Annotated in this window: 22 protein-coding genes; 6 read left to right on the top strand and 16 right to left on the bottom strand. The window is 64.4% G+C overall.

What is annotated here, in order from left to right:
• Positions 1-131: 131 nt before the first annotated feature.
• From ACNHGR_RS13145 to ACNHGR_RS13110, 8 genes are all read right to left on the bottom strand, one after another.
• Positions 132-563, bottom strand: coding sequence for a DUF4168 domain-containing protein (locus tag ACNHGR_RS13145; RefSeq protein WP_184267945.1), 432 nt, complete (start codon positions 561-563; stop codon positions 132-134).
• 224 nt (positions 564-787) lie between these two features.
• A complete protein-coding gene (locus tag ACNHGR_RS13140; protein WP_475286637.1) occupies positions 788-2,833 on the bottom strand; it encodes a M13 family metallopeptidase in 2,046 nt (681 codons plus the stop codon).
• Positions 2,834-3,096: 263 nt separating this feature from the next.
• The gene (bioD, locus tag ACNHGR_RS13135; protein ID WP_475286636.1) at positions 3,097-3,711 is read right to left on the bottom strand and encodes a dethiobiotin synthase; all 615 of its coding nucleotides are present in this window, start codon (positions 3,709-3,711) and stop codon (positions 3,097-3,099) included.
• Positions 3,708-4,832: an 8-amino-7-oxononanoate synthase gene (locus ACNHGR_RS13130; protein WP_475286634.1), complete on the bottom strand. Its 1,125-nt coding sequence runs from the start codon at positions 4,830-4,832 to the stop codon at positions 3,708-3,710. Before ACNHGR_RS13130 ends, bioD begins: the two co-directional genes overlap by 4 nt.
• Positions 4,833-4,891: 59 nt before the next feature.
• Complete coding sequence (locus ACNHGR_RS13125) at positions 4,892-5,572, bottom strand: DUF2490 domain-containing protein (protein ID WP_184267939.1); 681 nt, start codon at positions 5,570-5,572, stop codon at positions 4,892-4,894.
• A 129-nt stretch (positions 5,573-5,701) separates the two neighbouring features.
• Complete coding sequence (locus ACNHGR_RS13120) at positions 5,702-7,660, bottom strand: alpha/beta hydrolase family protein (protein ID WP_475286632.1); 1,959 nt, start codon at positions 7,658-7,660, stop codon at positions 5,702-5,704.
• Positions 7,661-7,755: 95 nt separating this feature from the next.
• On the bottom strand, positions 7,756-8,751 hold the full coding sequence (locus ACNHGR_RS13115; protein WP_475286630.1) for a sensor domain-containing diguanylate cyclase: 996 nt from the start codon (positions 8,749-8,751) through the stop codon (positions 7,756-7,758).
• A 215-nt stretch (positions 8,752-8,966) separates the two neighbouring features.
• A complete protein-coding gene (locus ACNHGR_RS13110; RefSeq protein WP_475286628.1) occupies positions 8,967-11,090 on the bottom strand; it encodes a sodium-translocating pyrophosphatase in 2,124 nt (707 codons plus the stop codon).
• Positions 11,091-11,367: 277 nt separating this feature from the next.
• Between ACNHGR_RS13110 and ACNHGR_RS13105 the strand changes: the two genes are divergently transcribed.
• Together ACNHGR_RS13105 and ACNHGR_RS13100 are read left to right on the top strand one after the other, a co-directional pair.
• Positions 11,368-12,705, top strand: a complete 1,338-nt coding sequence (locus tag ACNHGR_RS13105) for an MFS transporter (RefSeq protein ID WP_475286626.1) — start codon at positions 11,368-11,370, stop codon at positions 12,703-12,705.
• A 9-nt stretch (positions 12,706-12,714) separates the two neighbouring features.
• On the top strand, positions 12,715-13,728 hold the full coding sequence (locus ACNHGR_RS13100; RefSeq protein ID WP_475286624.1) for a LacI family DNA-binding transcriptional regulator: 1,014 nt from the start codon (positions 12,715-12,717) through the stop codon (positions 13,726-13,728).
• Positions 13,729-13,781: 53 nt separating this feature from the next.
• Here the strand turns inward: ACNHGR_RS13100 and ACNHGR_RS13095 are convergent, their stop codons facing one another.
• From ACNHGR_RS13095 to ACNHGR_RS13085, 3 genes are read right to left on the bottom strand one after another with little or no spacing between them, the layout of a single operon-like run.
• Positions 13,782-14,240, bottom strand: coding sequence for a low molecular weight protein-tyrosine-phosphatase (locus ACNHGR_RS13095; protein ID WP_475286622.1), 459 nt, complete (start codon positions 14,238-14,240; stop codon positions 13,782-13,784).
• Complete coding sequence (locus ACNHGR_RS13090) at positions 14,240-15,688, bottom strand: helicase HerA domain-containing protein (protein WP_475286620.1); 1,449 nt, start codon at positions 15,686-15,688, stop codon at positions 14,240-14,242. The genes ACNHGR_RS13095 and ACNHGR_RS13090 overlap by 1 nt, the downstream gene beginning before the upstream one ends.
• A 48-nt stretch (positions 15,689-15,736) precedes the next feature.
• A complete protein-coding gene (locus tag ACNHGR_RS13085; RefSeq protein WP_475286618.1) occupies positions 15,737-16,117 on the bottom strand; it encodes a hypothetical protein in 381 nt (126 codons plus the stop codon).
• Between the two features lie 96 nt (positions 16,118-16,213).
• Between ACNHGR_RS13085 and ppc the strand changes: the two genes are divergently transcribed.
• A complete protein-coding gene (gene ppc / locus ACNHGR_RS13080) occupies positions 16,214-18,928 on the top strand; it encodes a phosphoenolpyruvate carboxylase (protein WP_475286616.1) in 2,715 nt (904 codons plus the stop codon).
• 35 nt (positions 18,929-18,963) lie between these two features.
• On the opposite strand, the gene ACNHGR_RS13075 is transcribed toward ppc, so the two are convergent.
• Both ACNHGR_RS13075 and mgtE read right to left on the bottom strand, forming a co-directional pair.
• A complete protein-coding gene (locus ACNHGR_RS13075; RefSeq protein ID WP_184267919.1) occupies positions 18,964-19,362 on the bottom strand; it encodes a DUF1489 domain-containing protein in 399 nt (132 codons plus the stop codon).
• A 43-nt stretch (positions 19,363-19,405) separates the two neighbouring features.
• A complete protein-coding gene (gene mgtE / locus ACNHGR_RS13070) occupies positions 19,406-20,842 on the bottom strand; it encodes a magnesium transporter (protein ID WP_475286614.1) in 1,437 nt (478 codons plus the stop codon).
• Between the two features lie 168 nt (positions 20,843-21,010).
• Between mgtE and ACNHGR_RS13065 the strand changes: the two genes are divergently transcribed.
• A complete protein-coding gene (locus ACNHGR_RS13065; protein WP_184267915.1) occupies positions 21,011-21,466 on the top strand; it encodes a peptidylprolyl isomerase in 456 nt (151 codons plus the stop codon).
• 289 nt (positions 21,467-21,755) lie between these two features.
• Here the strand turns inward: ACNHGR_RS13065 and ACNHGR_RS13060 are convergent, their stop codons facing one another.
• Complete coding sequence (locus tag ACNHGR_RS13060) at positions 21,756-22,424, bottom strand: hypothetical protein (RefSeq protein WP_475286613.1); 669 nt, start codon at positions 22,422-22,424, stop codon at positions 21,756-21,758.
• Positions 22,425-22,444: 20 nt separating this feature from the next.
• Positions 22,445-23,143 (bottom strand): peptidase, encoded by a 699-nt coding sequence (locus tag ACNHGR_RS13055; RefSeq protein WP_475286611.1) that lies wholly within the window; start codon positions 23,141-23,143, stop codon positions 22,445-22,447.
• 314 nt (positions 23,144-23,457) lie between these two features.
• Between ACNHGR_RS13055 and ACNHGR_RS13050 the strand changes: the two genes are divergently transcribed.
• Positions 23,458-24,015 carry an opacity protein gene (locus ACNHGR_RS13050; protein ID WP_184267909.1) on the top strand — a complete coding sequence of 186 codons (558 nt, stop codon included), beginning with the start codon at positions 23,458-23,460 and terminating at the stop codon, positions 24,013-24,015.
• A gap of 263 nt (positions 24,016-24,278) precedes the next feature.
• Here the strand turns inward: ACNHGR_RS13050 and rpmB are convergent, their stop codons facing one another.
• Positions 24,279-24,572: a 50S ribosomal protein L28 gene (gene rpmB / locus ACNHGR_RS13045; protein ID WP_184267907.1), complete on the bottom strand. Its 294-nt coding sequence runs from the start codon at positions 24,570-24,572 to the stop codon at positions 24,279-24,281.
• 156 nt (positions 24,573-24,728) lie between these two features.
• Here rpmB and ACNHGR_RS13040 point away from each other — a divergent pair, with 156 nt between their 5' ends.
• On the top strand, positions 24,729-24,950 hold the full coding sequence (locus ACNHGR_RS13040) for a hypothetical protein (protein WP_184267905.1): 222 nt from the start codon (positions 24,729-24,731) through the stop codon (positions 24,948-24,950).
• Positions 24,951-24,962: the final 12 nt, after the last annotated feature.

Below are 24,962 nucleotides of genomic sequence, written 5' to 3'. Positions count from 1 at the left end.
ACGGACCGAAACGCGCGCGTCACGCCCGATATTTTTCGTGGGACGGGGAACAATCCGTCCGGCCATGTGTGGCGCGCGGCTGATGCGCAAAGAAAAAGGGCCGGTAAATGACCGGCCCTTTCCAAATTATCTTATTGCGGCTGCTGGCCGGGCTGCGCCGGAGCAGCCGGGGCTGCGGGCGCCGCAGGGGCGGCCGGTGCCGGCGGTGCGGCTGCCTGAATACGCTGCTGGAGCGCGGGGTCGGCAGCGGCGGCCTGACCGATCTGGTTGAACTTTTCAGGCGGCATGCCTGAAGCCTGCAAGGCGGCCAGCATCTTGGGCTGCTTGTCGGCGTCGGCGATCGACGTGTCCGACTGAATCTTGGTCACTTCGACCGCAGCGGCGGCGAAGGCCTTGATGTCGGCGTCGCTGAAGTTGCTGGCGCCGGCCGCAGGGGCGGCAGCGGCCGGTGCAGCCGGGGTCGCCGGTGCGGCGGCATCCTGCGCCAATGCGGGATAGGCAGCGAAAAGGGCGACCGAAGCAAGACCCGTTTTCAGCAGGGCGGTGGTTTTCAGACCCGTCAACTTTTTTCTCCTCTTGACCGATATGCTGATGAACAGACGGCCAAGCTGTTGAAATCGTTCCGGGCGGGAAAGGGCGCAACGGTGAGTCGTGCGATTCAAGGGGTAACGAGACTCGCAAAAACGGCTCGTCCCCCGGCAGGCGCTATTCGTCGCAGCCGTTATTCGCAGGTGCGGAATACACAGCGGCCCGGACTCGTAGTCCGGTCCGGGCCGCTGCCTTTGGCTTACCAGATCTTCACGCGATCCTTGGGCGCGAGGTAAATCTTGCCGCCCGGTGCGGGTTTGAACGCATCATACCATTGGTCAAAATTGCGCACGATATCGGTGCGATATTGCGACGGTGCATGCGGATCGGTGACGAGGCGCTGGCGCAGATTGGCCTCGCGATAATTGCGGCGCCACACCTGCGCCCAGCCCAGGAAGAAGCGCTGGTCGCCGGTCATGCCGTCGATCACCGGCGCGGGCTTGCCGCCCAGCGACGCATGATAGGCGTCGAGCGCGACGGCGAGGCCACCCAGATCGCCGATATTCTCGCCCATGGTGAAGGCGCCCTTCACATGCGCGCCGGGGAACGGCTCATAGGCGTCATATTGCGCGCCCAGCTTGCCGGTCAACGCCTTGAAATTAGCGACGTCCTGATCGGTCCACCACTGGTTGAGCTTGCCCGTCTCATCATATTTCGCGCCCTGATCGTCGAAATGATGGCTGAGTTCATGGCCGATCACCGCGCCGATGCCGCCATAATTGACCGCCGGGTCGGCGTGCGGATCGAAGAAGGGCGGTTGCAGGATGGCGGCGGGGAAGACGATCTCCACCATGCCGAAATTGGCATAGGCGTTGATCTCCATCGGGGTCATGCCCCATTCCCAGCGATAGATGGGCTTGCCGAGCTTCCCGATATTATAGTCGAACTCGAACTGGTTGGACCGCAGCGCATTGCCGAACAGATCGGTGCCGTTGATCGACAGGCCGCTATAGTCGCGCCACTTGTCGGGATAGCCGATCTTGGGCGTGAAGGCCGCCAGCTTCTTGTGCGCGCGCGCCTTGGCCGTGTCGCTCATCCACGGGAGCGCGTCGATGCGGCGGCCCATGGCGGCGAGCACATTCTTGACCAGCACGTCCATCGCCGCCTTGGTTTCGGGCGGGAAATATTGGGCGACATAGGCCTTGCCCACTTCCTCACCCAGCGATTCCTTGAGGAAATCGACGCCGCGCTTCCAGCGCGCTTCGCGTTCTGGCGTGCCGGACAAAGTGGTGCCGTAAAAGGCAAAGTCGGCGTTGGCGATATTTTCCGGCAGCTTGTCGGCAAAGCCATGCAGGCTACGAAGTAGCAGCGCGTCCTTCAGCACGCTGATCGGCGTCTTCGCAATCAGCGCGGCTTCACCGGTGACGGCGCTGGGCTGGGCCACCAGCAGGCTGGCCGGGGTCAGGCCGTTCGCCTTGTAATAAGCCGCGAAATCGAAGCCCGGCGCGGCCTTCTGCAAATCGGCCAGCGTCATCTTGTTATAGGTCTTGTCGGCGTCGCGGCTGTCGACCTGGGTCCAGTGGACCTTAGCCACTTCCGTCTCGAACGCCATCAGTGCGGCGGCGCGCGCCTTGGCATCGCTTTCGCCGGCCAGGGTCAACATCTGTTCCAGATGCGCGACATAGGCGGTGCGGATCGCCGCCATCTTCTCGCCCGCGTCCAGATAATAGTCGCGGTCGGGCAGGCCGAGGCCGCCCTGACCCATGGACAGGATGTAGGTTTCGGGGTCCTTGTCGTCCTGACCCACATAGAAGCGGAACGGGCCCTGCACGCCGGCACGGGCGGCCTTGGCCGCGACCTGTGCATAGCCGTTCAGATCCTTGACCGCCTTGATCTCGTCCAGCCAGGGCTTGATGGGGGTCAGGCCCTGCTTTTCGACGGTGGCGCTGTCCAGATAGCTGGCATAGGCCATGCCGATCTTGCTGTTGGGATCGGTTTTGGCGGCTTCCAATATGCCCTTGGTCCGCTCGCGCGACAGGTCGTCCAGCGTGTTGAACGCGCCATAGTTGGACTTGTCGGCCGGAATCGGCGTGTTCTTCGCCCAGGTGCCGTTGGCATAATCGTAGAAATCGTCGCCGGGCTTGACCGACTTGTCCATGCCGGTCGCGTCGAAGCCATAGCTGCCATAGGTCGGCTTGGCGGCAGTTGCGGACGAGGCGGCGGGGGTGGCGGGCTGATCGGCCTGCGCCATGGTGGCGGCCAGCGCCAGCGCGGTGGCGGCAGCGCCCAGAAGGAGAGTTTTCATCAAAGCATCCCTTGCTTGTGATAAATGGGCTTGTGACAGATGGGCGCGCGTTAGCAGGCCCGGCGTGACCGGGACTTGAACGCCCGTGCAACAGGCTTGTCCATGTCGTTGGTCGAAAATTGTCGACCGTTGAAATATTAGGGAAGGCGCTTCGGATATTGATCCATCCCGTCATTGCGAGCGCAGCGAAGCAATCCATGGTGCGCCACGATGGATTGCTTCGCTGCGCTCGCAATGACGATTCAGGTGGATCTTATCCCACTTTAGGGCAGTCGGATGTTCGCCGCGAACGCTGCCTTAAGGGACACCGGGTCTAGCCGGTCCAGATGCGGCAACCGACCGAGCGAGGGCACGCCGGCCAGTTGGGGTATGATCCGCTCATTCTCCGCATGCGGATCGCCGATGAAGGCGATGCCCGCCAGTTGCGCGCCGCGCGATCGCAGCGCCTCTATGCTGAGCAGGCTGTGGTTGATCGTGCCAAGCCCGGTGCGCGCGCACAGGATCACCGGCTGGCCCCAATAAGCGAACAGGTCGGCCATCAGCAGCGTTTCGGAAATCGGCACCAGCACGCCGCCCGCGCCCTCCACCACCAGCGGCCCGTCCACCTGTGGCAATGCCAGTTGTTCTAGGGCGATGGTGATGCCGTCAATGCGCGCGGCGAGATGGGGAGAAGCGGGCGTCTTGAGGCGAAAGGCTTCAGGCAGGATGCGTGCCGAGGGCAGGCCGGACAGCGCGGCCACCGTTTCCTTGTCCCCCTCCGGATCGACGCCGGCCTGGATCGGCTTCCAATAATAAGCGCTCAGCGCGCCGGCGAGGCCCGCGGCGAACACGGTCTTGCCGATGCCGGTATCCGTGCCGGTGACGATAAACACGCTCATTTCATCGCCTTTCGCAGCACATCGCCCAGCGCGGCGACATCGTGGCGGCCGACATTCAGGGTCAGCGAAATGCGCAGCCGACTGGTGCCGGCGGGCACGGTCGGCGGGCGGATGCCGCGCACGTCGAAGCCGGCCTCCTGCAAGGCCACCGCCACTGCCATGGTGCGCACATCGTCGCCCAGGATCACCGGCACGATCTGGCTGCGGGGCGAAGGCAGGCCCAGCGGGGCGCAGATGGCCTCGGCCGCGTCCTGCCGCAGCGTCGTCAGCCGGTCGCGCAGGTCGCTTGCCTGTTCGATCCGGTCCAGCGCGGCCGACGCGGCCACCGCCATCAGCGGCGAAGGCGCGGTCGAGAAGATGAAGGCGCGGGCGCGGTTGATGAGATAGTCGATATGGATGCGCGGGCCGCAGATCAGCGCGCCTTCCGTCCCCATCGCCTTGCCGCAGGTATGGAGCGTGATGACATTGTGCAGCCCGTCGAGGCCCGCCGACAGGCCGCGCCCGCCAGGTCCGAACACGCCGGTGCCATGCGCTTCGTCCAGCAGCAGCATCCCGCCATGGGTGGCCGCCAGCTTGGCGAGGTCGGCCAGCGGCGCCATGTCGCCGTCCATCGAATAGAGCGTCTCGACCGCGATCCAGACGCGCCCGGTGCCGCCCTCCTTGCGCCAGCCGGCGATCAGGTCGGCGAAGCTCTGCACATCATTATGGCGGGCGAACACGGCCTGTGCCTTGCCCATGCGGATGCCGTCATGCGCGCTGGCATGGATCAGTTCGTCCGCGACGATCAGGTCGCCGCGCTGCGGCAAGGTGGAAAACAGCGCCAGATTGCCGACGAACCCGTTGGCGACGAACAGGGCTGCCTGGGTGCGGAAGAAGTCGGCGGCCTTCGCCTCCAGTCCTTCATGTTCCGGCGCATTGCCGCGCAGCAGGCGCGATCCGCCCGATCCCACCGGCACGCCGCGCCCGATCGCGTCGGCGACGGCCTGGGCGATGATCGGATCGCCGGCCAGGCCCAGATAGTCGTTGGAGGCGAAGTCGCGGCCGGCACGGGGGATCAGGCGACGCAACCGCCCGCGCGACTCCAGCGCGGCAAGCTGCTTGGCATAGGGTTCGGCGGTCATGGCGCGGGCTATAGGCCCGCCCGGAAGAGGCGGCAAGTGATGCCGCCTCTTCCTGTCGTTCAGAAGCTGAAGCTCAGCGAGACGGAGGCGACATTGTCGTTGCTGTCGTCCGCATCGGGGCGGAAGCCATGCTGGTGCAGATAGCCGATTTCCGCATTCACATTCTTCGCCACCGGGGTAGTGATGGCGATCAGGTTGCGCATCCGCTCCTCGCCCTGGACCCGCTGGAAATTGGTCTTGTTGAGGTCGAAGAAGCTTTCATGACTCAGCACCAGTGCGGTCTTGCCGCCCTCGCGGAAAGGCATGACCAGCTTCACATAGGGGCGCAGCCGCCAGGCGGTGCCGTCCACACCCTCGCGCCAGCGCTCCTCCATCCGCATGCGGGCGCTGATCGAGACGCGGCCGATCTTCGCGATATTGTCGAACGTCACCTGCTGGCGGCCGCGATGCTCCATCACCGTGAAGTCGCCGCCGGCATATTGCGGGTCATGGGTATAGCCCGCCCAGACCGTCACCGCCTTGGACAGCTTGTAGCCGACCAGCGTGTTGGATTCGACTTCATACAGGCCCTTCCGGTCGTCGCTGAAGCGGGCGACGATTTCCTGCGACAAGCGCCAGTGATCGCTCAGCTTTACCGTCGCGCTGGCGGTGGTCCACAGTTGCTCGTCTTCGCTGGCATGGGCGGCCGCGGGCAAAGCAAGGGTGGCAATCAACGACAGAAGAACGAGGGTCGGGCGCATCGGGCATCATCTCCACCGCCGGCCTTGGCAGTGGCGCGCCTCTATGACGGTTACATGACTCCTTGGTTACACATGCATGTCATTTTGATGACAATGCGTGTCCACCCCGTGTCCCGTCGGCTTTTCCCGTCATGCCGGGTTATGGGCCTTCAGAAATGCGTCCATCTTTTCAAGGAATTCGATCCGGTCTGCCTCGCGAGAGAAAAAATGGTCGGCCAATGGCTGCTCGACATATATATAGTCGCGTCCTTCCACCTTGCCGGCCGCCTTCAGCTTTTCCGCCATTTCGCGCGACTGGCTGACCTGCACCCGCCGATCCTTCTTGCCGTGCATCAGCAGGATGGGGGTGGAAAATTGCGCAGCGAAATTCACCGGGGACACCGCGCCGAAATCGGGCGCCTGCTCCTTCATCCAGTCCTTGCGCGTGCCATGATACAGGAACCGCCTATCATAGCGCATCATGGCCGACAGGTCGGACACGCCGGCATAGGATATGGCACAGCGATAGCGGCTGCCGTCGCGCTGGGCGGCGCGCATGGCCGCGTAGCCGCCATAGGAGGCACCGACCATGCAGACCCGCTTGGCATCGGCGATCCCCTGCTGCACCGCCCAGTCGACCGCGTCGTTCAGGTCGTCCTGCATCGCCAGTCCCCATTGGCCTTCGCCCTTTTCGGCGAAGGCCGTGCCATAGCCGGCCGATCCGCGATAATTGGGTTGCAGTACGGCATAGCCGCGCCAGGCCAGAAACTGCACCCACCAGTCCCATTGCTCGCTGTCGCGGGCGAAGGGGCCGCCATGGGGCATCAGGATCAGCGGCAGATTCTTCGCCTCGCGACCTGCCGGCACGGTCAGCACCGCCGCGATCTCCAGCCCGTCGCGCGCCTTGTAGCGGATGGTCCTGACCGGCGCGAGGCGGGCCTTGCCGGCAAACCGTTCGCTGACGCTGGACAGCAGGCTCATCGCGCCGGCCGACGTGTCGTAATAATAATAGGCGCCCGGCTGGTTGGCGGTGCCGACATGCACGATCATTTTCTGGCCATCACGGCTGGTCGAAATGATGCGGGCACGACGGTCGCCCACGGCCTTGTCGATGTCCGCCTGAATCTTGGCCAGATTCGCGTCGAACCAATGCACGCCGGGCGCATCGGCGGTGTAGCGGACGCCGGCCAGTGCGGTGCCGGGGGCATCCTCTTCCACGCCACCCAGATCGAATCCGGCTATGGAAAAGATCTTGCGGCCCAGTTCCAGGCTGTTCAGGTCGAATTCGTATAGCGCGTCGGTCCCTTCTCTGTCGTCGCGCGCGATCGCCTTGCCCGGATCGGCGGTGAAGAGCAGTGGCACCACGAGCGATTCGTCGCGGCGCCGGTTGGCCTTGTCGACCACGCGAAAACTTGCCTTGCCATCGGGACGATAGAGCAGGGTGGCCGTGCGGTTCGCATCATTATAGCCCACGCCCATCCGCACCGTGCCGACGGCGTCGGCATACCAGTTCCTGACATGCTGCCGGGAGCCCACGACGCCGTGCATGCGCCCGGTGCTGATGTCGATTTCGTCCACTTTGGGCCAGAAGCCGGGCTGGTTGTAATAGATGGATGTCTGGTAGGACAGCAGGATGCGGGGGCTGCCATCGCGCGCCGTCCAGATGACATCGTCCGCATTTTGGGCGGCGACATTCTTGGCCAGCAGCAACACCTTGCTGCCGTCGCGTTTTACGCTGACGACGCGGCTGAGATACCACGGCACGCCCTGGACACTGGATTCATTGCCCACGCCGGCGATCAGCCAGTCGTCATTGACCCATTTCCACCAGTTGAGGTCATTGTCGCCCAGGCCCATCGAGCGGATGCGATCAGGCCCTTCATGGACGTCAGCGATGACCAGTCGCTGTTCGCCGTTGATGGCGACCCGGCTGGCGATGTGCAGGCCGTTCGGCGACAAGGTGGGGCGTTCCATCAGCGGCAGCGCGCCGAAATCCTGTACCGTCCATTGGCGCGGGGCGGCCGGTGTCGCCGGGCCGGGCGCCGGCGTCTGAGCCATGGCGTTCCCACCCAGCGCCACGCCCGCCAGCAGCAGCATGATCCGCGTCATCCGTTCCCCCTCTTGACCCCGGGCCGACTATAGGGTCGGGGGCTGGGAGCGTCATATGAAATTGACTGTTAATCAATCCCTTGTGACGGAAGGCGTCAGGCCGCATATTCCCTGGCCAGCGGCGCCAGCACGGCGCGATTGCGGCCGCTGCGCTTGGCTTCGTACAGCGCGGCGTCGGCTGCGGCGATCCAGTCGTGGCTGGTGATGCGGCCGGGGCCGATGGCGGCCAAGCCGAAACTGGCAGTGACATGCAATGGCGGATCATGGGGAATCTCCATCTCCGCGATCGCGGCGCAGAAACGGCGCGCGGCGGCCAGTGCGTCGACCTCGCTCGTTTCGGGCAGCAGCAGGGCAAATTCCTCGCCGCCGATCCGGCCGAGCGAATCGCTGGGGCGCGATAGTGCGGCGCAGCGTTTCGCCACCGCCTCGATCACCCGGTCGCCGACCGGATGGCCGTGGCTGTCGTTGATCTGTTTGAAATGATCGATGTCGAGCATCACCAGTGCGGCCGGGCGCTGGTGCCGGACATACAGCGCGATGCGCTTGTCGATTTCGGCGACGAAGGCGCGGCGGGTCATCGCCCCGCTCAAATGGTCGCGCTCGGCCAGCATGCGCAATTCCATCTGTTCGACCACGATCGGGGCCAGGCTCTTCAATATCTCTATCTGTTCGGGCGGAAAGTCGCGGGCGCGGGTGTCGATGGCGCACAGCGATCCGATATTATAGCCATCGGGCGTGCGTAGCGGCACTCCGGCATAGCTGCGGATGCGCGGATCGCCGGTGACCAGCGGATTGTCGCGGAAACGCGGGTCGTCGAGCGCGTCGGTGACGATCAGCGGCTCGTCCTGGCGGATGGCATGGTCGCAAAAGGCGGCGCTGCGCGGTGTTTCTGTCGCCTCGAGGCCGTCGAGCGACTTGAACCATTGGCGATCGGTATCGATCAGCGACACGGCCGACATGGGGACGCCGAACAGCGCGCGGACCAGGCCGGTGACCTTGTCGAACGCATCTTCGGACGGGGTGTCGAGTATCCGATAGCGCCGCAGGGCCGCGATCCGGCCGGGCTCGTCGTTCACAATGGCGTGCATCATCAAGGCATCCGCTCCACGAACCATGCCATGCCGATGGGCATGACGGAACATCCGTTGCGGCGCGGCCCGCCCCCTGATCGGCCGACCACCCCAGCAGACTGCGCTTGTGGCCTGAAGAAAGGGTTAAAAAAGGCTATGGATGCCCGATCCGCGACCGGCCGGGCCTGTCATGGGGGGAGGAGAGGCTTGCTGCCCCTCCTCCATCCCGTCATCAATCAGCCGCCATGCGCCAGCGCCGCCAGCAACAGCAGCGCAACGATATTGGTGATCTTTATCATCGGGTTGACCGCCGGGCCGGCAGTGTCCTTATAGGGGTCGCCGACCGTGTCGCCGGTCACGGCTGCCTTATGCGCCTCGCTGCCCTTGCCGCCATGATGGCCGTCCTCGATATATTTCTTGGCATTGTCCCACGCGCCGCCGCCCGACGTCATCGACAATGCGACGAACAGGCCGGACACGATGACGCCCAGCAGCAATGCGCCGAGCGCGGCAAAGCCATTGTCGCTGCCCGCCACCGCCGCGATCGCGAAATAGACGATGATCGGCGCCAGCACCGGGAGCAGGCTGGGGACGATCATTTCCTTGATCGCGGCGCGGGTGACCAGGTCCACCGTGCGGGCATAATTGGGGCGCGACGTCCCTTCCATGATGCCCTTGTTGGTGGCGAACTGGTCGCGCACATCCTTGACCACGTCGCCGGCCGCGCGGCCCACGGCGGTCATGCCCATCGCCCCGAACAGATAGGGCAGCAATGCGCCCAGCAGCAGGCCGACGATGACATAGGGATTTTTCAGGCTGAAATCGACCGGCTGGGTCAGCCCCAGCGCCGAGCCATAATAGTCCAGATCCTCGGTGAAGGTGCCGAACAGCACCAGCGCGGCAAGACCGGCGCTGCCGATGGCATAGCCCTTCGTCACTGCCTTGGTCGTGTTGCCCACCGCGTCCAGCGCGTCGGTCTTCACCCGGACGCTGTCGTCCAGATGCGCCATTTCGGCGATGCCGCCGGCATTGTCGGTGACCGGACCATAGGCGTCGAGCGCCACCACCATGCCGGCCAGCGCCAGCATCGCGGTCGCGGCGAAGGCGATGCCCATCAATCCGGCAAGCTGATAGGCGACGATGATGCCGACCACGATCACCAAAGTCGGCAGCGCGGTCGATTCCAGGCTGATGGCCAGCCCCTGAATGACGTTGGTGCCATGGCCGGTTTCCGATGCTTTCGCGATGGAGCGGACCGGGCGATAGGCGGTGCCGGTATAATATTCGGTGATGACCACCAGCAGGCCGGTGACGGCGAGGCCGACCAGCATCGCCCAGAACAGGGCCATGCCGGTATAGCCGCCGACCCCGTCCAGATCCGCGCCGAACACGGCGTTGAGGTCGCCCAGCGTATATTGGGTGGCGAAGTAGATGGCGGGCACGGACAGGATCGCCGTGGTCCAGAAGCCCTTGTAGAGCGCGCCCATGATCGACTGGCTGGCGCCCAGACGGACCATATAGGTGCCGATGATGGAGGTGATGATGCACACGCCGCCCACGATCAGCGGCAGCGCCATGAGCTTCATCAGGAAAGCATTGTCGACGCCCGTTACCAGCAATGCGGTCAGCACCATGGTGGCGCCGACGGTGACGACATAGGTTTCGAACAGGTCGGCCGCCATGCCGGCGCAATCGCCGACATTGTCGCCGACATTGTCCGCAATGACGGCGGGATTGCGCGGGTCATCCTCCGGGATGCCGGCCTCGACCTTGCCCACCAGATCCGCGCCGACGTCTGCCGCCTTGGTGAAGATGCCGCCGCCAAGACGCGCGAAGATGGAAATGAGGCTGGCGCCGAAGGCCAGCGCGACGAGGCTGTCGATCACCAGCCGGTCGTCGGGCGCATGGCCGGCGGGGCCGGTCAGATACCAGAAGAACAGGCTGATCGCGAGCAGGGCGAGGCCCGCCACCAGCATGCCGGTGATCGCGCCCGCCCGGAAGGCTACGGTCAGGCCGCTCTGCAATGTGCCGCGCGATGCTTCGGCGGTGCGCACATTGGCGCGGACAGAGATGTTCATGCCGATGAATCCTGCCGCCCCCGACAGGATCGCGCCGATCAGGAAGCCGATCGCGGAAATATGGCCAAGAAAGTAAAAGACCAGAGCGGCCACCACCACGCCGACGATGGCGATCGTGGTATATTGGCGGCCGAGATAGGCCTTGGCCCCCTCCTGAATCGCCCCGGCGATCGCCTGCATGACGTCATTGCCGGGTGGCTGGCTCAGAACCTGGCGACTGGTGAAAAGCCCGTAGAGCACGGCCAGCAGGCCGCACCCTATGGCGATATAGACAATCTGCATGGATGTTCCTCTCCCCCTGTTATGACTGTCATCGACCACTCCGCAGGGAATGACGGGCAGGCGACAGGCGTAGAGGCGGGCGGCCGGACGAGGACGGTCCGACATCGGGCACCGCGTCAATCAGCAACTGGATCATGCGCATCGCAAGCGCTCCAACCGGCTGAGAATAGGGTGCAAGGAAGCTACAGACCTGACCGCGCGCGTCAAGATGGCTGGGGGAGAGGATGGCGCATCCCCATCCTTGTGGATAAAAGAGAGGCAGAGAGAGGGGGCGGGCATGGACAATGCGGACAGCAGGCCGATCATGCGACTGTCGCGCATCATCGAGATGAATCTCGGCTTCCTGGGCATCCAATTCTCCTTCGGCCTGCAACAGGCGAATATGGGGCCGATCTATCGTTATCTGGGCGCGGATGAGGCGAGCCTGCCCTTGCTGTGGCTGGCCGGGCCGGTCACCGGCCTGCTGGTCCAGCCGATCGTCGGCGCGATGAGCGACCGAACGGTCAGCCAATGGGGCCGACGCACCCCCTATTTCCTGCTTGGCGCGATCCTGTGCAGCATCGGCCTGCTGGCTATGCCCTACAGCCCGACGCTCTGGTTCGCGGCCAGCCTGCTCTGGATGCTCGACGCGGCCAACAATATCACCATGGAACCCTATCGCGCCTATGTCAGCGACCGGCTGAACGAAAGGCAGCGTAGCGTCGGTTTCCTGACGCAAAGCGCCTTCACCGGCCTTGCCCAGACACTTTCCTATCTCGCGCCCTCGCTGCTGGTCTGGTGGGGCGCCGACGCCGATCTGGTCGACGCCAATGGCATACCGGACATCACCCGCATCGCCTTTCTGATCGGGGCGGTGGTGTCGCTTTCCACAATCCTCTGGTCGGTGCTGCGGGTGCGCGAATTGCCGCTTTCGGGGGAGCAGGTCGCGCATATGCAGGCGCAGCCATTGTCGCTGCGCACCGCTCTGCGCGATTTTGGGGCGGCGGTACGGGACATGCCACTGCCGATGCGCCAATTGGCCCTGTCCATGGCGTTCCAGTGGTTCGCGATGTTCGCCTATTGGCAATATATCGCCTTCGCGCTGGCCCGCTCGCTGTTCGGAACCGCCGATCCGGCCAGTCCGGCCTTTCGTCAGGCGGTGTTGCTGGCGGGGCAGGCGGGGGCGCTCTACAACGCCATCGCCTGCGTGGCCGCCTTTGCCATGATGCCCCTGAGCCGCCGCATCGGCGTGCGCAACCTCCACGCCCTGTCGGTCGCGCTGTCGGGCGCGGCGATGATCGCCATCCCGCAGGCGCGCGACACGGCGATGTTGTTCGCGCTGATGATTGGCATCGGCATCGGCTGGGCCAGCATGATGGGCAATCCCTATGTCCTGCTGTCGGGCGCCATCCCGCCCGAGCGGACTGGTATTTATATGGGCATTTTCAACATGTTCATCGTCCTGCCGATGCTGGCGGAAACGCTGGTCGTGCCAATCATCTATCGCCCGCTGCTGGGGAGCGATCCGCGCAGCCTGATCCTGCTGGCGGGCGTGATGATGCTGTGCGCCGGGGCGGCGACCCTGCTGGTCAGGGTCGATCCGCAGAACATTGTGAAAGCAGCAGATTTAGCCTAGTCTGCGGCCATGGACGATCAGGGTTCCGGTCCGCTCAAGAGCATCGCCGATCTGGCGCGTCTGGCCGGCGTGTCCGTGTCCACCGTGTCGCGGGCGCTGACCGGCAAGGGCGCACTGAACAAGGGCACGCGCGAGCGGATTCAGGCGCTGGCCGATCGCCATGGTTTCCGCCTGAACGTGGCCGCTCAGAATCTGCGGCTGGGACGCACCGGCGCAGTCGCCGTCTTGATGCCTTTGGGCCATGCGCGCGGCCAGCAATTGTCCGATCCCTTCTTCCTGACCATGCTCGGTTATCTGGCCGATGCGCTGACGGATCGCGGCTATGACCTGCTGCTGTCGCGGGTGCTGCCGGACCGGGACGACTGGCTCGACACCTTCATTCGCACCGGCCGCACCGATGGCGTCATCGTCATCGGCCAGTCGGATCAGGGTGCGGTGCTGGCCAGCGCTGCTGCCAAATATCGACCGCTGCTGGTCTGGGGCGAGCAGGCGCCCGGCGATGGGCCGACGACGGTGGGAACGGACAATGTCGCCGGCGGCAGGCTGGCGGCGCAGCATCTGGTTGATCGCGGCCGGCGCAAACTCGCCTTTTTCGGCGATGTCGGCGTGCCCGAATTTGCCGCGCGCCATGCCGGCTTCCTCGCCTGGCTGCCGTCCGAACTGCGCGACGATGTGGCGCTGGTCCCCAGCCCGGTGACGCCCGAAGCGAGCGAAGAGGCCGCGCGCGACTGGTTTGCGGCGGGCAACCGGCCCGACGGCATTTTCGCCGCGTCTGACGTCGTGGCGATGAGCCTGATCGCCGCCGCCGAGCAGCAGGGACTGCATGTGCCGCGCGATCTGTCGATCATCGGTTTCGACGATATTCCGCTGGCCCGGCTCGCCCGCCCGCCGCTCACCACCATCCGTCAGGATATAGAGGCGGGCGCGCATCACCTGGTCGACCTGCTGTTCCGCCGGATCGGCGGGGAAGAGGCCGGATCAGTCCAGATCGCCCCCGAACTGGTGGTGCGGGAAACGTCTTAAAGGTCCGCGATAACGATATATTGCTTCGTGAATTAATCCCATGTCATTGCAGTCTAAAGATCGGCGACGATCGCTTTCGCCGCGCGGGTGACATCGTCCCAGGTCAGGTCGAACCCGGCATCGTCGCCAAAATAGGGATCGACTACGCCCGTCCCCTCGCGCCCCGGCACCATGTCCATCAACAGGCGCAGCGTGGCCGTCCCGTCAGACGGCCGGATGCGCCGCAGCTTCTTGAGATTGTCCGCATCCAGCGCGAAGATATGGGTGAAACGGCGGAAATCCTCCGCCGTCACCTGCCGCCCGGCATAGGCGCTGATGTCGATGCCATGCTTGCGCGCCACCGCCTGCGCGCGACGGTCCGGCGCATCGCCGACATGCCAGTCGCCGGTCCCGGCCGAATCCACGACGATATCGACACCCGCCTTCTCCGCCTCCACCCGCAGCGCGGCTTCGGCCAGCGGCGACCGGCAGATATTGCCAAGGCAGACGAAGAGGACCAACGGCGTAGCCATCAGTCCGCCGCCGCCGTCGACAGGCCAAGGCCCGGCACGCCGATCGAGCGCTTGCCCGAAAAATCGGTGCGCGCGACGATGACGCCCAGTTTCTCCATATAGTCGATCAGGCGGCGGACGCGGCCCGGCGAACTGGTGCCATAGGCGCGGGCGAGCAGCGTATCGTCCGGGCAGGGCTGCCCGTCCAGCGCCGCGCGCGCGATCAGCAGGAAGGGGGCCAGCATATCCTCCGGCACCGGCTCCGCCGCGCGGATCGCATCCTGCCAGCGCACATCATCGGCATCGGCCATCCCGGCCTGTGCCATGGCGAAGCGCTTGCGGAAGGCGGGCAGGTCCAGCGGCGATCGCTTCAGCCCCTTCATCCGGCAGCGCACGCCGAAATCCTGATAGAGCGCCGACACACTGGGCGCGGCATCGCCAAGGTCGGCGACGATATCCTCCAGCACGGCGATGACGACCGGTTCATTCTCGCCGAAATCCAGTTCCGGTGCGGCGGGCTTGGCGGCGGGCGTGTCGGCCAGCGCGCGCATGATATCCTCGGCCGGGCGAACGGGCGGTTCGGGGCGCGGCGGGGGCGGCGGCAGCGCCTCCTCCTCGACCCGCGCGAACAGCATTTCCTGAAAATCGCCGCCGGTCGTGACCGGGGGCGGCATCAGCTTGTGCGTGCCGCCGCGCGTGCCGGTCTTCACCGAACCGATCTTCACCGCCACCGGCCGCCGCGCGATGGCGGGGCCAAGGCCCAGGAACCGCCCGCGTTCCAGATCGCGAATCTGCTCCGCCTGCCGCCGCTCCATGCCCAGCAGGTCGGCCGCGCGGGCCATGTCGATGTCCAGAAAGGTGCGGCCCATCAGGAAGTTGGACGCTTCGGCCGCGACATTCTTGGCCAGCTTGGCGAGCCGCTGGGTGGCGATCACGCCGGCGAGGCCACGCTTGCGGCCACGGCACATCAGGTTGGTCATGGCGGCAAGGCTGAGCCGCCGCGCTTCGTCCGACACATCGCCGGCCGATACCGGCGCGAACATCTGCGCCTCGTCCACCACCACCAGGGCGGGATACCAATGGTCGCGCGGCGCATCGAACAGGGTGGACAGGAAGGATGCGGCGCATTTCATCTGCGCCTCCAGCTCCAGCGATTCGAGGCTCAGCACCACCGAGGCGCGATGTTCGCGGATGCGCGTCGCCATCTTGACGATCTCGCGCTCATTATAGTCGCCCGCGTCGATCACCACATGGCCATATTGGTCCGCCAGCGTCACGAAATCGCCTTCGGGATCGATCACCACCTGCTGCACCATCGGCGCGCTTTCCTCCAGCAGGCGGCGCAACAGATGCGACTTGCCCGACCCCGAATTGCCCTGAACGAGCAGCCGGGTGGCGAGCAATTCCTCGACATCGACCAGCACGTCCTTGCCGTGATGATCGGTTCCTATGCTGATGCTGGCGGTCACTGATGCCCTTTGGCCCAAGCGGGCAGGGGAGTGCAAGGGCGCTTGACGCTAATCCGGTTTGACCCAGTCGAGGATGACCATGACCGACTCTTTCGGGGCTCGACCGCTCATCCAGCTTTCCTTGCAAAATTCGACGGTTTCAAGACGGCTGGGCGCAATATGTCTGGCGATCAGCAAATCCCGGACGACAGCGCGCCGCTTTACCGCTTCGTTCGAAGACGACGGAATCGAACAGATTGTGACTTTATCGTCGGGAAAACTATTCATGATGGCGACGATCAGGTCTGCGACCTGGGCTTGATCGGCCGGCGCGCTGAACTCCCCCTCAAAGCGGACATAGACGGGGCCGAAACTCAGCGACAATGCAGAGGCGGGAAGCGTCGCCATCGCCCATAACAGAGCTGACGCCAGGATCGACAAACGGGACATGGGCGGATGCTATCTGCTCGCCGGATGCAGGTCGATGCTCATTCTGTTCAACCTCCCCTTGACCATCGACATGTTGCGGTGCAGCATCGACACATTATGGAGAGAACAGCACCCGCCACGCCCGCGGCGCAGGCCGCCCCTGCGATCACGCAGAATCCCGATATCCGCTATCTGGGGCGGCTGCTCGGCGACGTCATTCGCGCCTATGGCGGAGACAAGCTCTACAAGCAGACCGAATATATTCGCTCAGCCTCGGTCGATCGGGCGCGGGGCTTGCAGGGGGCGGACCTGACCGACACCGGGCTGGATGCGCTCAGCCTGGACGACACGCTGAATTTCACCCGTGGTTTCATGCTCTTCTCGATGCTCGCCAATCTGGCCGAGGACCGGCAGGGCGTGGCGGCGGAGCCGGGCGCCGATGTCGCCTCCGCTGTCGAACGGCTTGCCGCCCACGGCGTCGACCGCAGCGCCGTGCTGGATCTGCTGTCGCACAGCCTGATCGTGCCGGTGCTCACCGCCCACCCGACCGAGGTGCGGCGCAAGAGCATGATCGACCACAAGAATCGCATCGCCGACCTGATGCATCTGAAAGACGCCGGCCGCAGCGAAACCGACGAGGGCGAAAATCTGGACGAGGCGATCTTTCGCCAGATCGCCTTGCTGTGGCAGACGCGCCCGCTGCGCCGCGAAAAATTGTTCGTGCAGGACGAAATCGACAATGTCCTGACCTATTTCCGCGACATCTTCCTCCCCGTCCTGCCGGCGCTCTATGCCCGGTGGGAACGGGTGCTGGGCGCGCGACCGCAAAGCTTTTTGCGCGTGGGCAATTGGATCGGCGGCGACCGCGACGGCAATCCCTTTGTGCAGGCGGATCAGCTGCGGTCGGCGCTGGGGCGCGGTTGCGACGCGGCGTTGGCCTTCTACATGGACGGCATCCATGGGCTTGGCGCGGAACTCTCGCTCTCGACTGAACTCGCCCATGTGCCCCAGGCGGTGCTGGCTCTGGCCGAAGCCAGCGGCGACGCCTCGCCCAGCCGGCAGGACGAACCCTATCGCCGGGCGCTGTCGGGCATTTATGCGCGGCTGGCCGCCACTTATGCCGCGCTGGTGGGGAAGGCGCCGCCGCGCCCCTCTGCGCTCAAGGGCGAAGCCTATGCCAACCCCACCGATCTGCGCCATGATCTTGTCGTCGTCGCGCAGGGGCTGGCGAGCGAGGGCGACGGTGCGTTGTCGACCGGCGGCGCGCTTGGTCGCCTGATCCGCGCGGTCGAAACCTTCGGCTTCCACCTCGCCACGCTCGACATGCGCCAGAATAGTGCCGTGCACGAGCGGGTCGTGGCCGAACTGCTCAAGGTCGCGGGGGTCGAGGCGGATTATCTCGCGCTCGACGAATATGCGCGCATCGCGCTGCTGCGCCGCGAACTGGCCAATAACCGGCCGCTCGGCGGGCGTTTTTCCGCCTATTCGGAGGAAAGTGCGTCCGAACTGGCGATCGTCCATGCCGCGGCGCAGGCGCATCGCACCTACGGCCCGCAGAGCATCACCCACTATATCATCTCCAAAGCCGAAAGCGTGTCGGACCTGCTGGAGGTGAACATATTGCTCAAGGAAGCGGGCCTGTGGCAGGCCGGCATTGACGGCGCGCCGCCGCAGGCCGCGATCATGGCGATTCCTTTATTCGAAACCATCGCCGACCTTGAAGCCGCGCCCTCCATCATGACCGCCTATTTCGGCCTGCCCGAAATCGCCGGCGTGGTGAAGGATCGCGGCCATCAGGAAGTGATGATCGGCTATTCGGACAGCAACAAGGATGGCGGCTACATCACCTCCACCTGGAGCCTGTACAAGGCCAGCCTCGCGCTCGAACCGGTCTTTGCCGATGCTGGCGCGGCGATGCAGCTGTTCCACGGGCGCGGCGGCGCGGTCGGGCGCGGCGGTGGTTCGGCATTCAAGGCGATCCAGGCGCAGCCCAAGGGCAGCGTACAGGGCCGCATCCGCATCACCGAACAGGGCGAGGTGATCGCTGCCAAATTCGGCACGCGCGACGTCGCCATGACCAATCTGGAAGCGATGACCAGCGCGACCCTGCTCGCCAGTCTGGAGCCGGAGGGGATTTCGGACCGCGACGCCGCCCGTTTCGCGGGCGCGATGGACGAACTGTCGAAGAACGCCTTCGCCGCCTATCGCGACCTCGTCTACGGCACCGACGGCTTCAAGGAATTCTTCCGCCAGCTGACGCCGATTCAGGAGATATCGGGCCTGAAGATCGGATCGCGCCCCGCCAGCCGGACCAAGAGCAATGCGATCGAGGATCTGCGCGCTATCCCCTGGGTGTTCAGCTGGGCGCAGGCGCGCGTCATGCTGCCGGGCTGGTATGGCGTGGGGCAGGCGCTGTCCGCGTTCGAGGACAAGGCGCTGCTGGCCGACATGGGCCAGCATTGGTCCTTCCTCAAATCCGCGCTCGCCAATCTGGAAATGGTGCTGGCCAAGTCCGACCTCGGCATCGCCGCGCGCTACCTGCCGCTGGTCGAGGATCAGGCAGCGGGTGAGGCGATCTTCGGCCGCATTCGTGAAGGCTGGCAACAGGCGCATGACGGGCTGCTCGCCGCGACCGGCCAGTCGCGCCTGCTGGAAAATAACCCGGCGCTCGACACCTCGATCCGGCTGCGCCTGCCCTATATCGAGCCGCTCAACCTGTTGCAGGTCGAATTGCTCAAGCGCCATCGTGCGGGTGAGGATGATGCGCGCATCAAGGAAGGCATCGAACTGTCGATCAACGCGATCGCCACCGCGTTGCGCAACAGCGGGTAGGATTTCCCCTATTTACAACCTCGATGGGATGCCTGCTACACCAGCCCCAATTTCGTCAGCTCGCTCATCAGCGCCGGCGGCATCGCGTCCAGATCGTCGGCCTCGCCGCCGTCCAGATCGGCCGGCGCGTCCTTGTCCTCCAGATAGCGCCAGCCCTGATGCGCGCGCTTGGGCTTGGCCCGCACCGGGATCAATTTCGGCTCCAGCCTGATCCAGTAACGGCCCTGCCCCGTTTCCTCGAAACCCAGGATCGGACTGCGCCCGACCAGCATATGCCCGTGAATCCAGTAAAGCGACCCGCCCGCCATTTCCTCCACCCGCTTGGGCAGATAACGGGTGCTGGTCCGCGCTTCCCCCGCATGGCTTTCCAGCCAGGCGCGCAAGGTGGCGGGGCTTTCGGCGCCAAAGGCGATCTTGGTCATGTGCAACGGCATGGATCGGCAGATGGGTGACGCGACCCCGCGGGTCAATGCGGCATCAGGTCAGGAAGAGGGTGGCCAGTCCCAAAAAGGTGAAAAAGCCCATCGAATCGGTCATCATCGTCACGAACACCGCCGATGACACGGCCGGGTCGATATTGCTGCGGTCCAGCGTGACGGGGATCAGGACACCCGCCAGTCCCGCCACCATATTGTTGATGAGGATCGCGGCGGCGAACACCAGCGACAGGCCGATCTGGCCATAGACCAGATAGGAACCGATCCCGATCAGGACGCCAAGCACCGATCCATTGGTCGCGGCGATGCGAAATTCCCGCACGATCATGCGCAACGTGTTGGAACTGGTGACCTGATTGGTGGCGATGGCGCGCACCATCACCGCAAGCGTCTGGGTGCCGGCATTGCCGCCCATGCCCGACACGATGCCCATCAGCGCCGCCAGCATCGCCAGATGCTCGATCGTCTGTTCGAACAGGCCCACGACCGATGCGGCGATCATCGCCGTGCCCAGATTGACCACCAGCCAGACCAGCCGGGTACGTACGGTCATCAGGATCGGCTGGTTGATGTCGCCTTCGCCCGCACCCGACAGGCGCAGGATATCCTCGCCGGCTTCTTCGGAAATGATGTGGACGACGTCGTCGACCGTGATCATGCCGACCAGCCGCCCCGCATTGTCCACCACGGCGGCGGAGATGAGCGCATATTTCTGGAAGCGCAGCGCGACTTCTTCCTGGTCCATGTCGACCGGGATCAGCGTCTGCTCGCGCTTCATCAGGTCGGCCATGGCGATGCCGCGCGGGCAGGTCAGCACCCAGCTCAGCTGGCAATAGCCGATCGGCCGGTGCATCGCATCGACGACGTAGATTTCCCAGAAATCGCGGGTCAGCTCGTCATTGTCGCGCAGATAGTCGATCACCTGACCGACCGTCATATGTTCGGGCACCGCGACCAGATCGCGCTGCATCAGGCGGCCGGCGGATTCTTCCGGATAGGACAAAGCGGATTCGATCGCGGCGCGATCTTCCGGCTCCATCGCCTCCAGCACGGCCTGCTGGTCGGCCTCCTCCATATCCTCGATGATGGCGACGGCGTCGTCGGTATCGAGTTCGGCGGCAAATTCGGCGACCTGCTGCGGCAGCAGCGCGCCGATCAGGTCGTCGCGGACATAATCGTTCAGCTCGGACAGGACTTCCGCGCCGACCAGATCGCCCAGCGCGGCTGCCACCTCGGCGCGCCGCTCCGACGGCGTCAGTTCCAGAAGGTCGGCAATGTCGGCCGGATGCAGCGGCGACACCAGGTCACGCGCCGTCTCGCTGTCGCCTTCCTCCACCGCGTCGAGCACGGCGGACAGGAATTCGGGCTTCAGCCGGTCATCCTCGTCCAGGCTCGTCTCGGCCTGTTCCAGGATGATGTCTTCGTCAGTCTCGTCCCCATGCAACAGGGGTTCGGCTGTATCGCCGCGCTCGCTCATGGCGCCCCCTACTGTCCGGTTCCTGTAACATGGGGCTGCTTTCGCTTATGCACCATCGAATTGCAATGGGGGTCTGGCCGGTTACGACCCTTACTCACAAGAAACTTCCATCCCCTTTTGAAGCCTCTATATGGGGGCATCACTCCTTCAACACCGAGAGGAAGCCTCATGGCCGACGAAACGCTTACATTCACCCTCGACAGCGGCGGCGACGTCGTCATCAAACTGCGTCCCGACCTCGCCCCCGGCCATGTCGCGCGCATCGTGGAAAATGCCAAGGAAGGCTTTTATGACGGCGTCGTGTTCCACCGCGTCATCGCCGGCTTCATGGCGCAGGGCGGCGACCCGACCGGCACCGGCATGGGCGGCCATCCCAACAAGCCCGACCTGAAGGCGGAATTCAGCCGTGAACGCCATGTCCGTGGCGTCTGCTCGATGGCCCGTTCGTCCAACCCGAACAGCGCCAACAGCCAGTTCTTCATCTGCTTCGACGACGCCACCTTCCTCGACGGCCAGTACACCGTCTGGGGCGAAGTGACGTCGGGCATGGAGCATGTCGACGCCCTGCCCAAGGGCGAGCCGCCGCGCACGCCGGGCAAGATCCTCAAGGCAACCGTCGCTTAAAGCGCTTTCTAAGCAGATGGAATCATCTGCTGACTCGGAAAGCGCGGCAAACCAAAAACTTAGAGCAGCCGCGCCGGTGCAATCGGATCGCAAGCTGCTCTAGAGCATCGTGCGGAAAAGTGGGGACCGGTTTTCCGCTTAAAACGATGCGACAACAAAACTTAGAGCATGCGATCCGCGTCGAATTTAACGCAGCATGCTCTAAGGAACGGGCCAAACGGATGGCAAAAGGCGCCCGATCATACGATCGGGCGCCTTTTTTCATGTCAGTCGCTGGCTGCTTCCGGCGTCAGGGCTTTTTCGCCATGCCGTCCGTCATGGAAATGGCATGGCCCGCCTCTGCGCCATTATCTGCGCCGGGCATATGTGCCGGGGGAACATAGGCGCCGATCGATTCGATATGCCAGCGCCGCTGCTCCGCCGTCGATCCTTCTATGTCGTCCACCCGGCGCAGTTGCACCTGCCGCAGCACATGCCAAGGCTTGCCGTTGGCGGCGATGCGGCCGTAGACCTGCACCGGCACCGTGACATAGATTGACCCGGCAGCGCCCTCCGGATCGGACGGCGCGCCGATATTGGCGTGAATCTCGCTGAAGCCACGGAAGCGCGCCGCGAAATGCGCTTCATCCTGCGATCCGATCGCGCCGCTCTGATCCCACAGATCCTGCGCATCGACGAAGCGCTTCTCTTCCAGCAGGCCATAATAGCCCTGCACCACCTGCGCCGCGCCCTGCGCGCTGTCGGGCGTGATCGATCCTTCGACAATCGGTTCGGGATCGACCGGCAGGCCGCCGGGCGTGCCCGGCTCCGGCGGGTTCAACGGTTCCATCAGGGCCATCGCCTCGGCCCGGACATTATTGCCCAGTTGCGCCGCATTGGCGCCATTGGCCAGATTGTCGATCGCGCTCTCCTCCCGCCCGTCGCAGGCCGCGACGAGCAGGAGGGGCAGCAGAAACATGGTCTTCGTCGATACCCGCATCAGTTAGGGCGTACCCGCGCTGCCGGTTCGCGTCCACCACCCGATCGCATGCCGCCGCCCCAACTGCGCTGCGGGCGCGGCTGGTTCATTTGCGGCCGGCTGGGCCGGGGTTGCTGCACCTGCGGCTGGCGCAAGCCGGGCTGGGGCGTCGGGCGCCCCCCATTTCCGGTGCCGTCATTGCCGCGCCAGCGGTTTCCGCCCTGGCCCGGCGTGCGATCCCGGCCCCAGTTGCGGTCGGGCCTGTTGCCATCGGGGGTAGTCGTGTCTTGCGGCGGTCGTGGCGGACGGGTCCAGTTGCCCGGCCGGCCATCGCGATCCCGCCAGTTGCCGTCGCGGTCGCGCCAGTTGCCGTCGCGGTCCCGATCGCGCCAGCGGTCATCGTCGCGGCGGTCGCCCCGGCGCCCTTCCCAATAACGGCGCTGGCCATCATTCCACCGGTGACGTCGACCGCCCCGATCGTAGACATAGTAGCCGCTGCCCGGATAATAATAATTGTCGTACCAGCCGCTGTAGAGGCCGGGCTGATAATAGCCCGACGGCCCATAATAGCCGTCGCCATAATAGCCACCGCCGCCATAATAGCCGGTGCCAACATTGACGCCGCCATAGCCATAACCGTCGTCATAGGCGCAACCGCCCAGTGCCAGCGCACCCGCCAGCCCGATCACAGCCAGAAACCGATGTCGGATGCCCGTCATCGCCTTTCTCCTCATCTCCATCTTCTGTCAGGCGTAACGCAGTCCGCTTGAATTGGTTGTGAATGGATTATCCTTTATGCACCAGCGTTTATCGCAGGTTCAGAAAAAGCCCCTTTCGTTCATCGGGCTGACAGAAAGCGTGTTCTTTCCGTCACATAATCGCCTTTTGCCGCGCTTTTATGATCTGTTCAGGAAACCTTCCGCCCCGGCCGGCCATTATCTCCCCTGTCGACAGCAGCCGCTTTGAGCGCTCGCATCGGCCCGGCGGGTCCAAACCGCCGCATAAAATCCACGATAGAAAAAGGGTCATACCCATGAAGACACTGCTTTTTTCGGCAGCCGCTGCCGCATGCCTGTTGCCCGCCGCCGCGATGGCCCAGGATGATGCCGGTTCCTCCACCCGCCGTATCGAACCCTATGTCGGCGTGATGGGCGGCGTGCATAATTTCGACAGCGAAACCGGCAAGGAAGGCATCCCGCCCGTCGGCTATAAGGGCCGCATGGTCGAAGGCGTCGCCGGCGTGAACTATAATGTCGCCGGCCCGGTCGTCGTCGGCGTAGAAGGCACCGCGTCCAAGGGCGTGTCGGGCGATATCGACTGGGAATATGGCGTGGCGGGCCGCGCCGGGATCAAGGCGGGCAAGGACAGCCTGATCTTCGGCAAGGTCGGGTATAAGTGGGTCAATTTCGACGCGCTCGGCCCCGACAGCCCTGACTTCCATGGCACCACCTATGGCGCAGGCGTCGAACTGTCGCCCGCCGACATGGGCGGTTCAGCCCAGAGCAGCAATATCCGGCTGCGCGTGCAGGCCGACACGATGGGCAATTTCCGCTCGATCCGCCCGATGGCGGGCGTCGTCGCGAAATTCTGATCTTTATCGGTTAGGCGGGGGCGGGTCTGCGCGATCCGCCCCGTCATCTGGTCAACCTCCTGTCCGATATCCTCTTGAGCCAGGAGTTTGGGGTGCGGAACGGTTTTTAGGACTGCAACCGTTCCGCATTCCCACATCGCCTTCTGCGCCGGGCCAGTCATGGACGCTGGCCAAAGGCCGGCAACCCCGTCATCCCCTATCGCACAACGCAAAAAAGCGGCCCGGTTAGGGGCCGCTTCTTATGCCGAAACGAATCGAGAGAATCAGGCTGCGACGGCAGCCTTCTTCTTGACGATGTCGCGCTTCAGGCGACGTGCCTTCAGCGACAGCTTGTCGTCGCTGGTCTTGACCAGCCAGTTGTCCAGGCCGCCATTATGCTCGACCGAACGCAGACCATGGGTCGACACGCGCAGCTTCACGGTGGTTTCCAGCGCTTCGGAGATCAGCGACACGTTCTGCAGGTTCGGCAGGAACACGCGCTTGGTCTTGTTATTGGCGTGGGAAACATTGTGACCCACCTGGCGACCCTTACCGGTCAGCTCGCAAATGCGCGACATAGTCAATCAACCTTTGAAATTCGGGTTCGTTCGGAAAGCCGCGCCGATAACGGGATTCGTTCATCCCGTCAACCCGGCGCATGGCTTCATTCGGCCGTATCGCAACCCTTTTGCGGGGATGCGCGTTGAAAGCCCGTTAACGCAAAGGAGGCCGACATGCGAATCATTGGTGGCTTACTGGTCATTATATTGCTCGTTCTCGCCGGCGGCATCGCGACCGGCTTCATCGATCTGCAAAAGACGCAGGATGGGCGCCTGCCCGAAATCGCGGTGAAGGAAGGGGCGCTGCCCAAATATGAGGCGAACGTCGCCAAGGTGGAAGTCGGCACCCGCAAGGAAACGGTCGACGTGCCCACGGTTGACGTGAAGAAGCCCTAACTTTCTTCCAGC

It is taken from the genome of Sphingobium sp. RS1 (genome assembly GCF_056156825.1).
This window is presented reverse-complemented; position numbering and strand designations above follow the sequence as displayed.

Coding starts and splice junctions, on each gene's coding strand:
- ACNHGR_RS13140 (WP_475286637.1), bottom strand. CDS start 2,833: ATGAAAACTCTCCTTCTGGGCGCTGCCGCCACCGCGCTGGCGCTGGCC.
- bioD (WP_475286636.1), bottom strand. CDS start 3,711: ATGAGCGTGTTTATCGTCACCGGCACGGATACCGGCATCGGCAAGACC.
- ACNHGR_RS13130 (WP_475286634.1), bottom strand. CDS start 4,832: ATGACCGCCGAACCCTATGCCAAGCAGCTTGCCGCGCTGGAGTCGCGC.
- ACNHGR_RS13125 (WP_184267939.1), bottom strand. CDS start 5,572: ATGCGCCCGACCCTCGTTCTTCTGTCGTTGATTGCCACCCTTGCTTTG.
- ACNHGR_RS13120 (WP_475286632.1), bottom strand. CDS start 7,660: ATGACGCGGATCATGCTGCTGCTGGCGGGCGTGGCGCTGGGTGGGAAC.
- ACNHGR_RS13115 (WP_475286630.1), bottom strand. CDS start 8,751: ATGATGCACGCCATTGTGAACGACGAGCCCGGCCGGATCGCGGCCCTG.
- ACNHGR_RS13110 (WP_475286628.1), bottom strand. CDS start 11,090: ATGCAGATTGTCTATATCGCCATAGGGTGCGGCCTGCTGGCCGTGCTC.
- ACNHGR_RS13105 (WP_475286626.1), top strand. CDS start 11,368: ATGGACAATGCGGACAGCAGGCCGATCATGCGACTGTCGCGCATCATC.
- ACNHGR_RS13100 (WP_475286624.1), top strand. CDS start 12,715: ATGGACGATCAGGGTTCCGGTCCGCTCAAGAGCATCGCCGATCTGGCG.
- ACNHGR_RS13095 (WP_475286622.1), bottom strand. CDS start 14,240: ATGGCTACGCCGTTGGTCCTCTTCGTCTGCCTTGGCAATATCTGCCGG.
- ACNHGR_RS13085 (WP_475286618.1), bottom strand. CDS start 16,117: ATGTCCCGTTTGTCGATCCTGGCGTCAGCTCTGTTATGGGCGATGGCG.
- ppc (WP_475286616.1), top strand. CDS start 16,214: ATGGAGAGAACAGCACCCGCCACGCCCGCGGCGCAGGCCGCCCCTGCG.
- ACNHGR_RS13075 (WP_184267919.1), bottom strand. CDS start 19,362: ATGCCGTTGCACATGACCAAGATCGCCTTTGGCGCCGAAAGCCCCGCC.
- mgtE (WP_475286614.1), bottom strand. CDS start 20,842: ATGAGCGAGCGCGGCGATACAGCCGAACCCCTGTTGCATGGGGACGAG.
- ACNHGR_RS13065 (WP_184267915.1), top strand. CDS start 21,011: ATGGCCGACGAAACGCTTACATTCACCCTCGACAGCGGCGGCGACGTC.
- ACNHGR_RS13060 (WP_475286613.1), bottom strand. CDS start 22,424: ATGTTTCTGCTGCCCCTCCTGCTCGTCGCGGCCTGCGACGGGCGGGAG.
- ACNHGR_RS13055 (WP_475286611.1), bottom strand. CDS start 23,143: ATGACGGGCATCCGACATCGGTTTCTGGCTGTGATCGGGCTGGCGGGT.
- ACNHGR_RS13050 (WP_184267909.1), top strand. CDS start 23,458: ATGAAGACACTGCTTTTTTCGGCAGCCGCTGCCGCATGCCTGTTGCCC.
- rpmB (WP_184267907.1), bottom strand. CDS start 24,572: ATGTCGCGCATTTGCGAGCTGACCGGTAAGGGTCGCCAGGTGGGTCAC.
- ACNHGR_RS13040 (WP_184267905.1), top strand. CDS start 24,729: ATGCGAATCATTGGTGGCTTACTGGTCATTATATTGCTCGTTCTCGCC.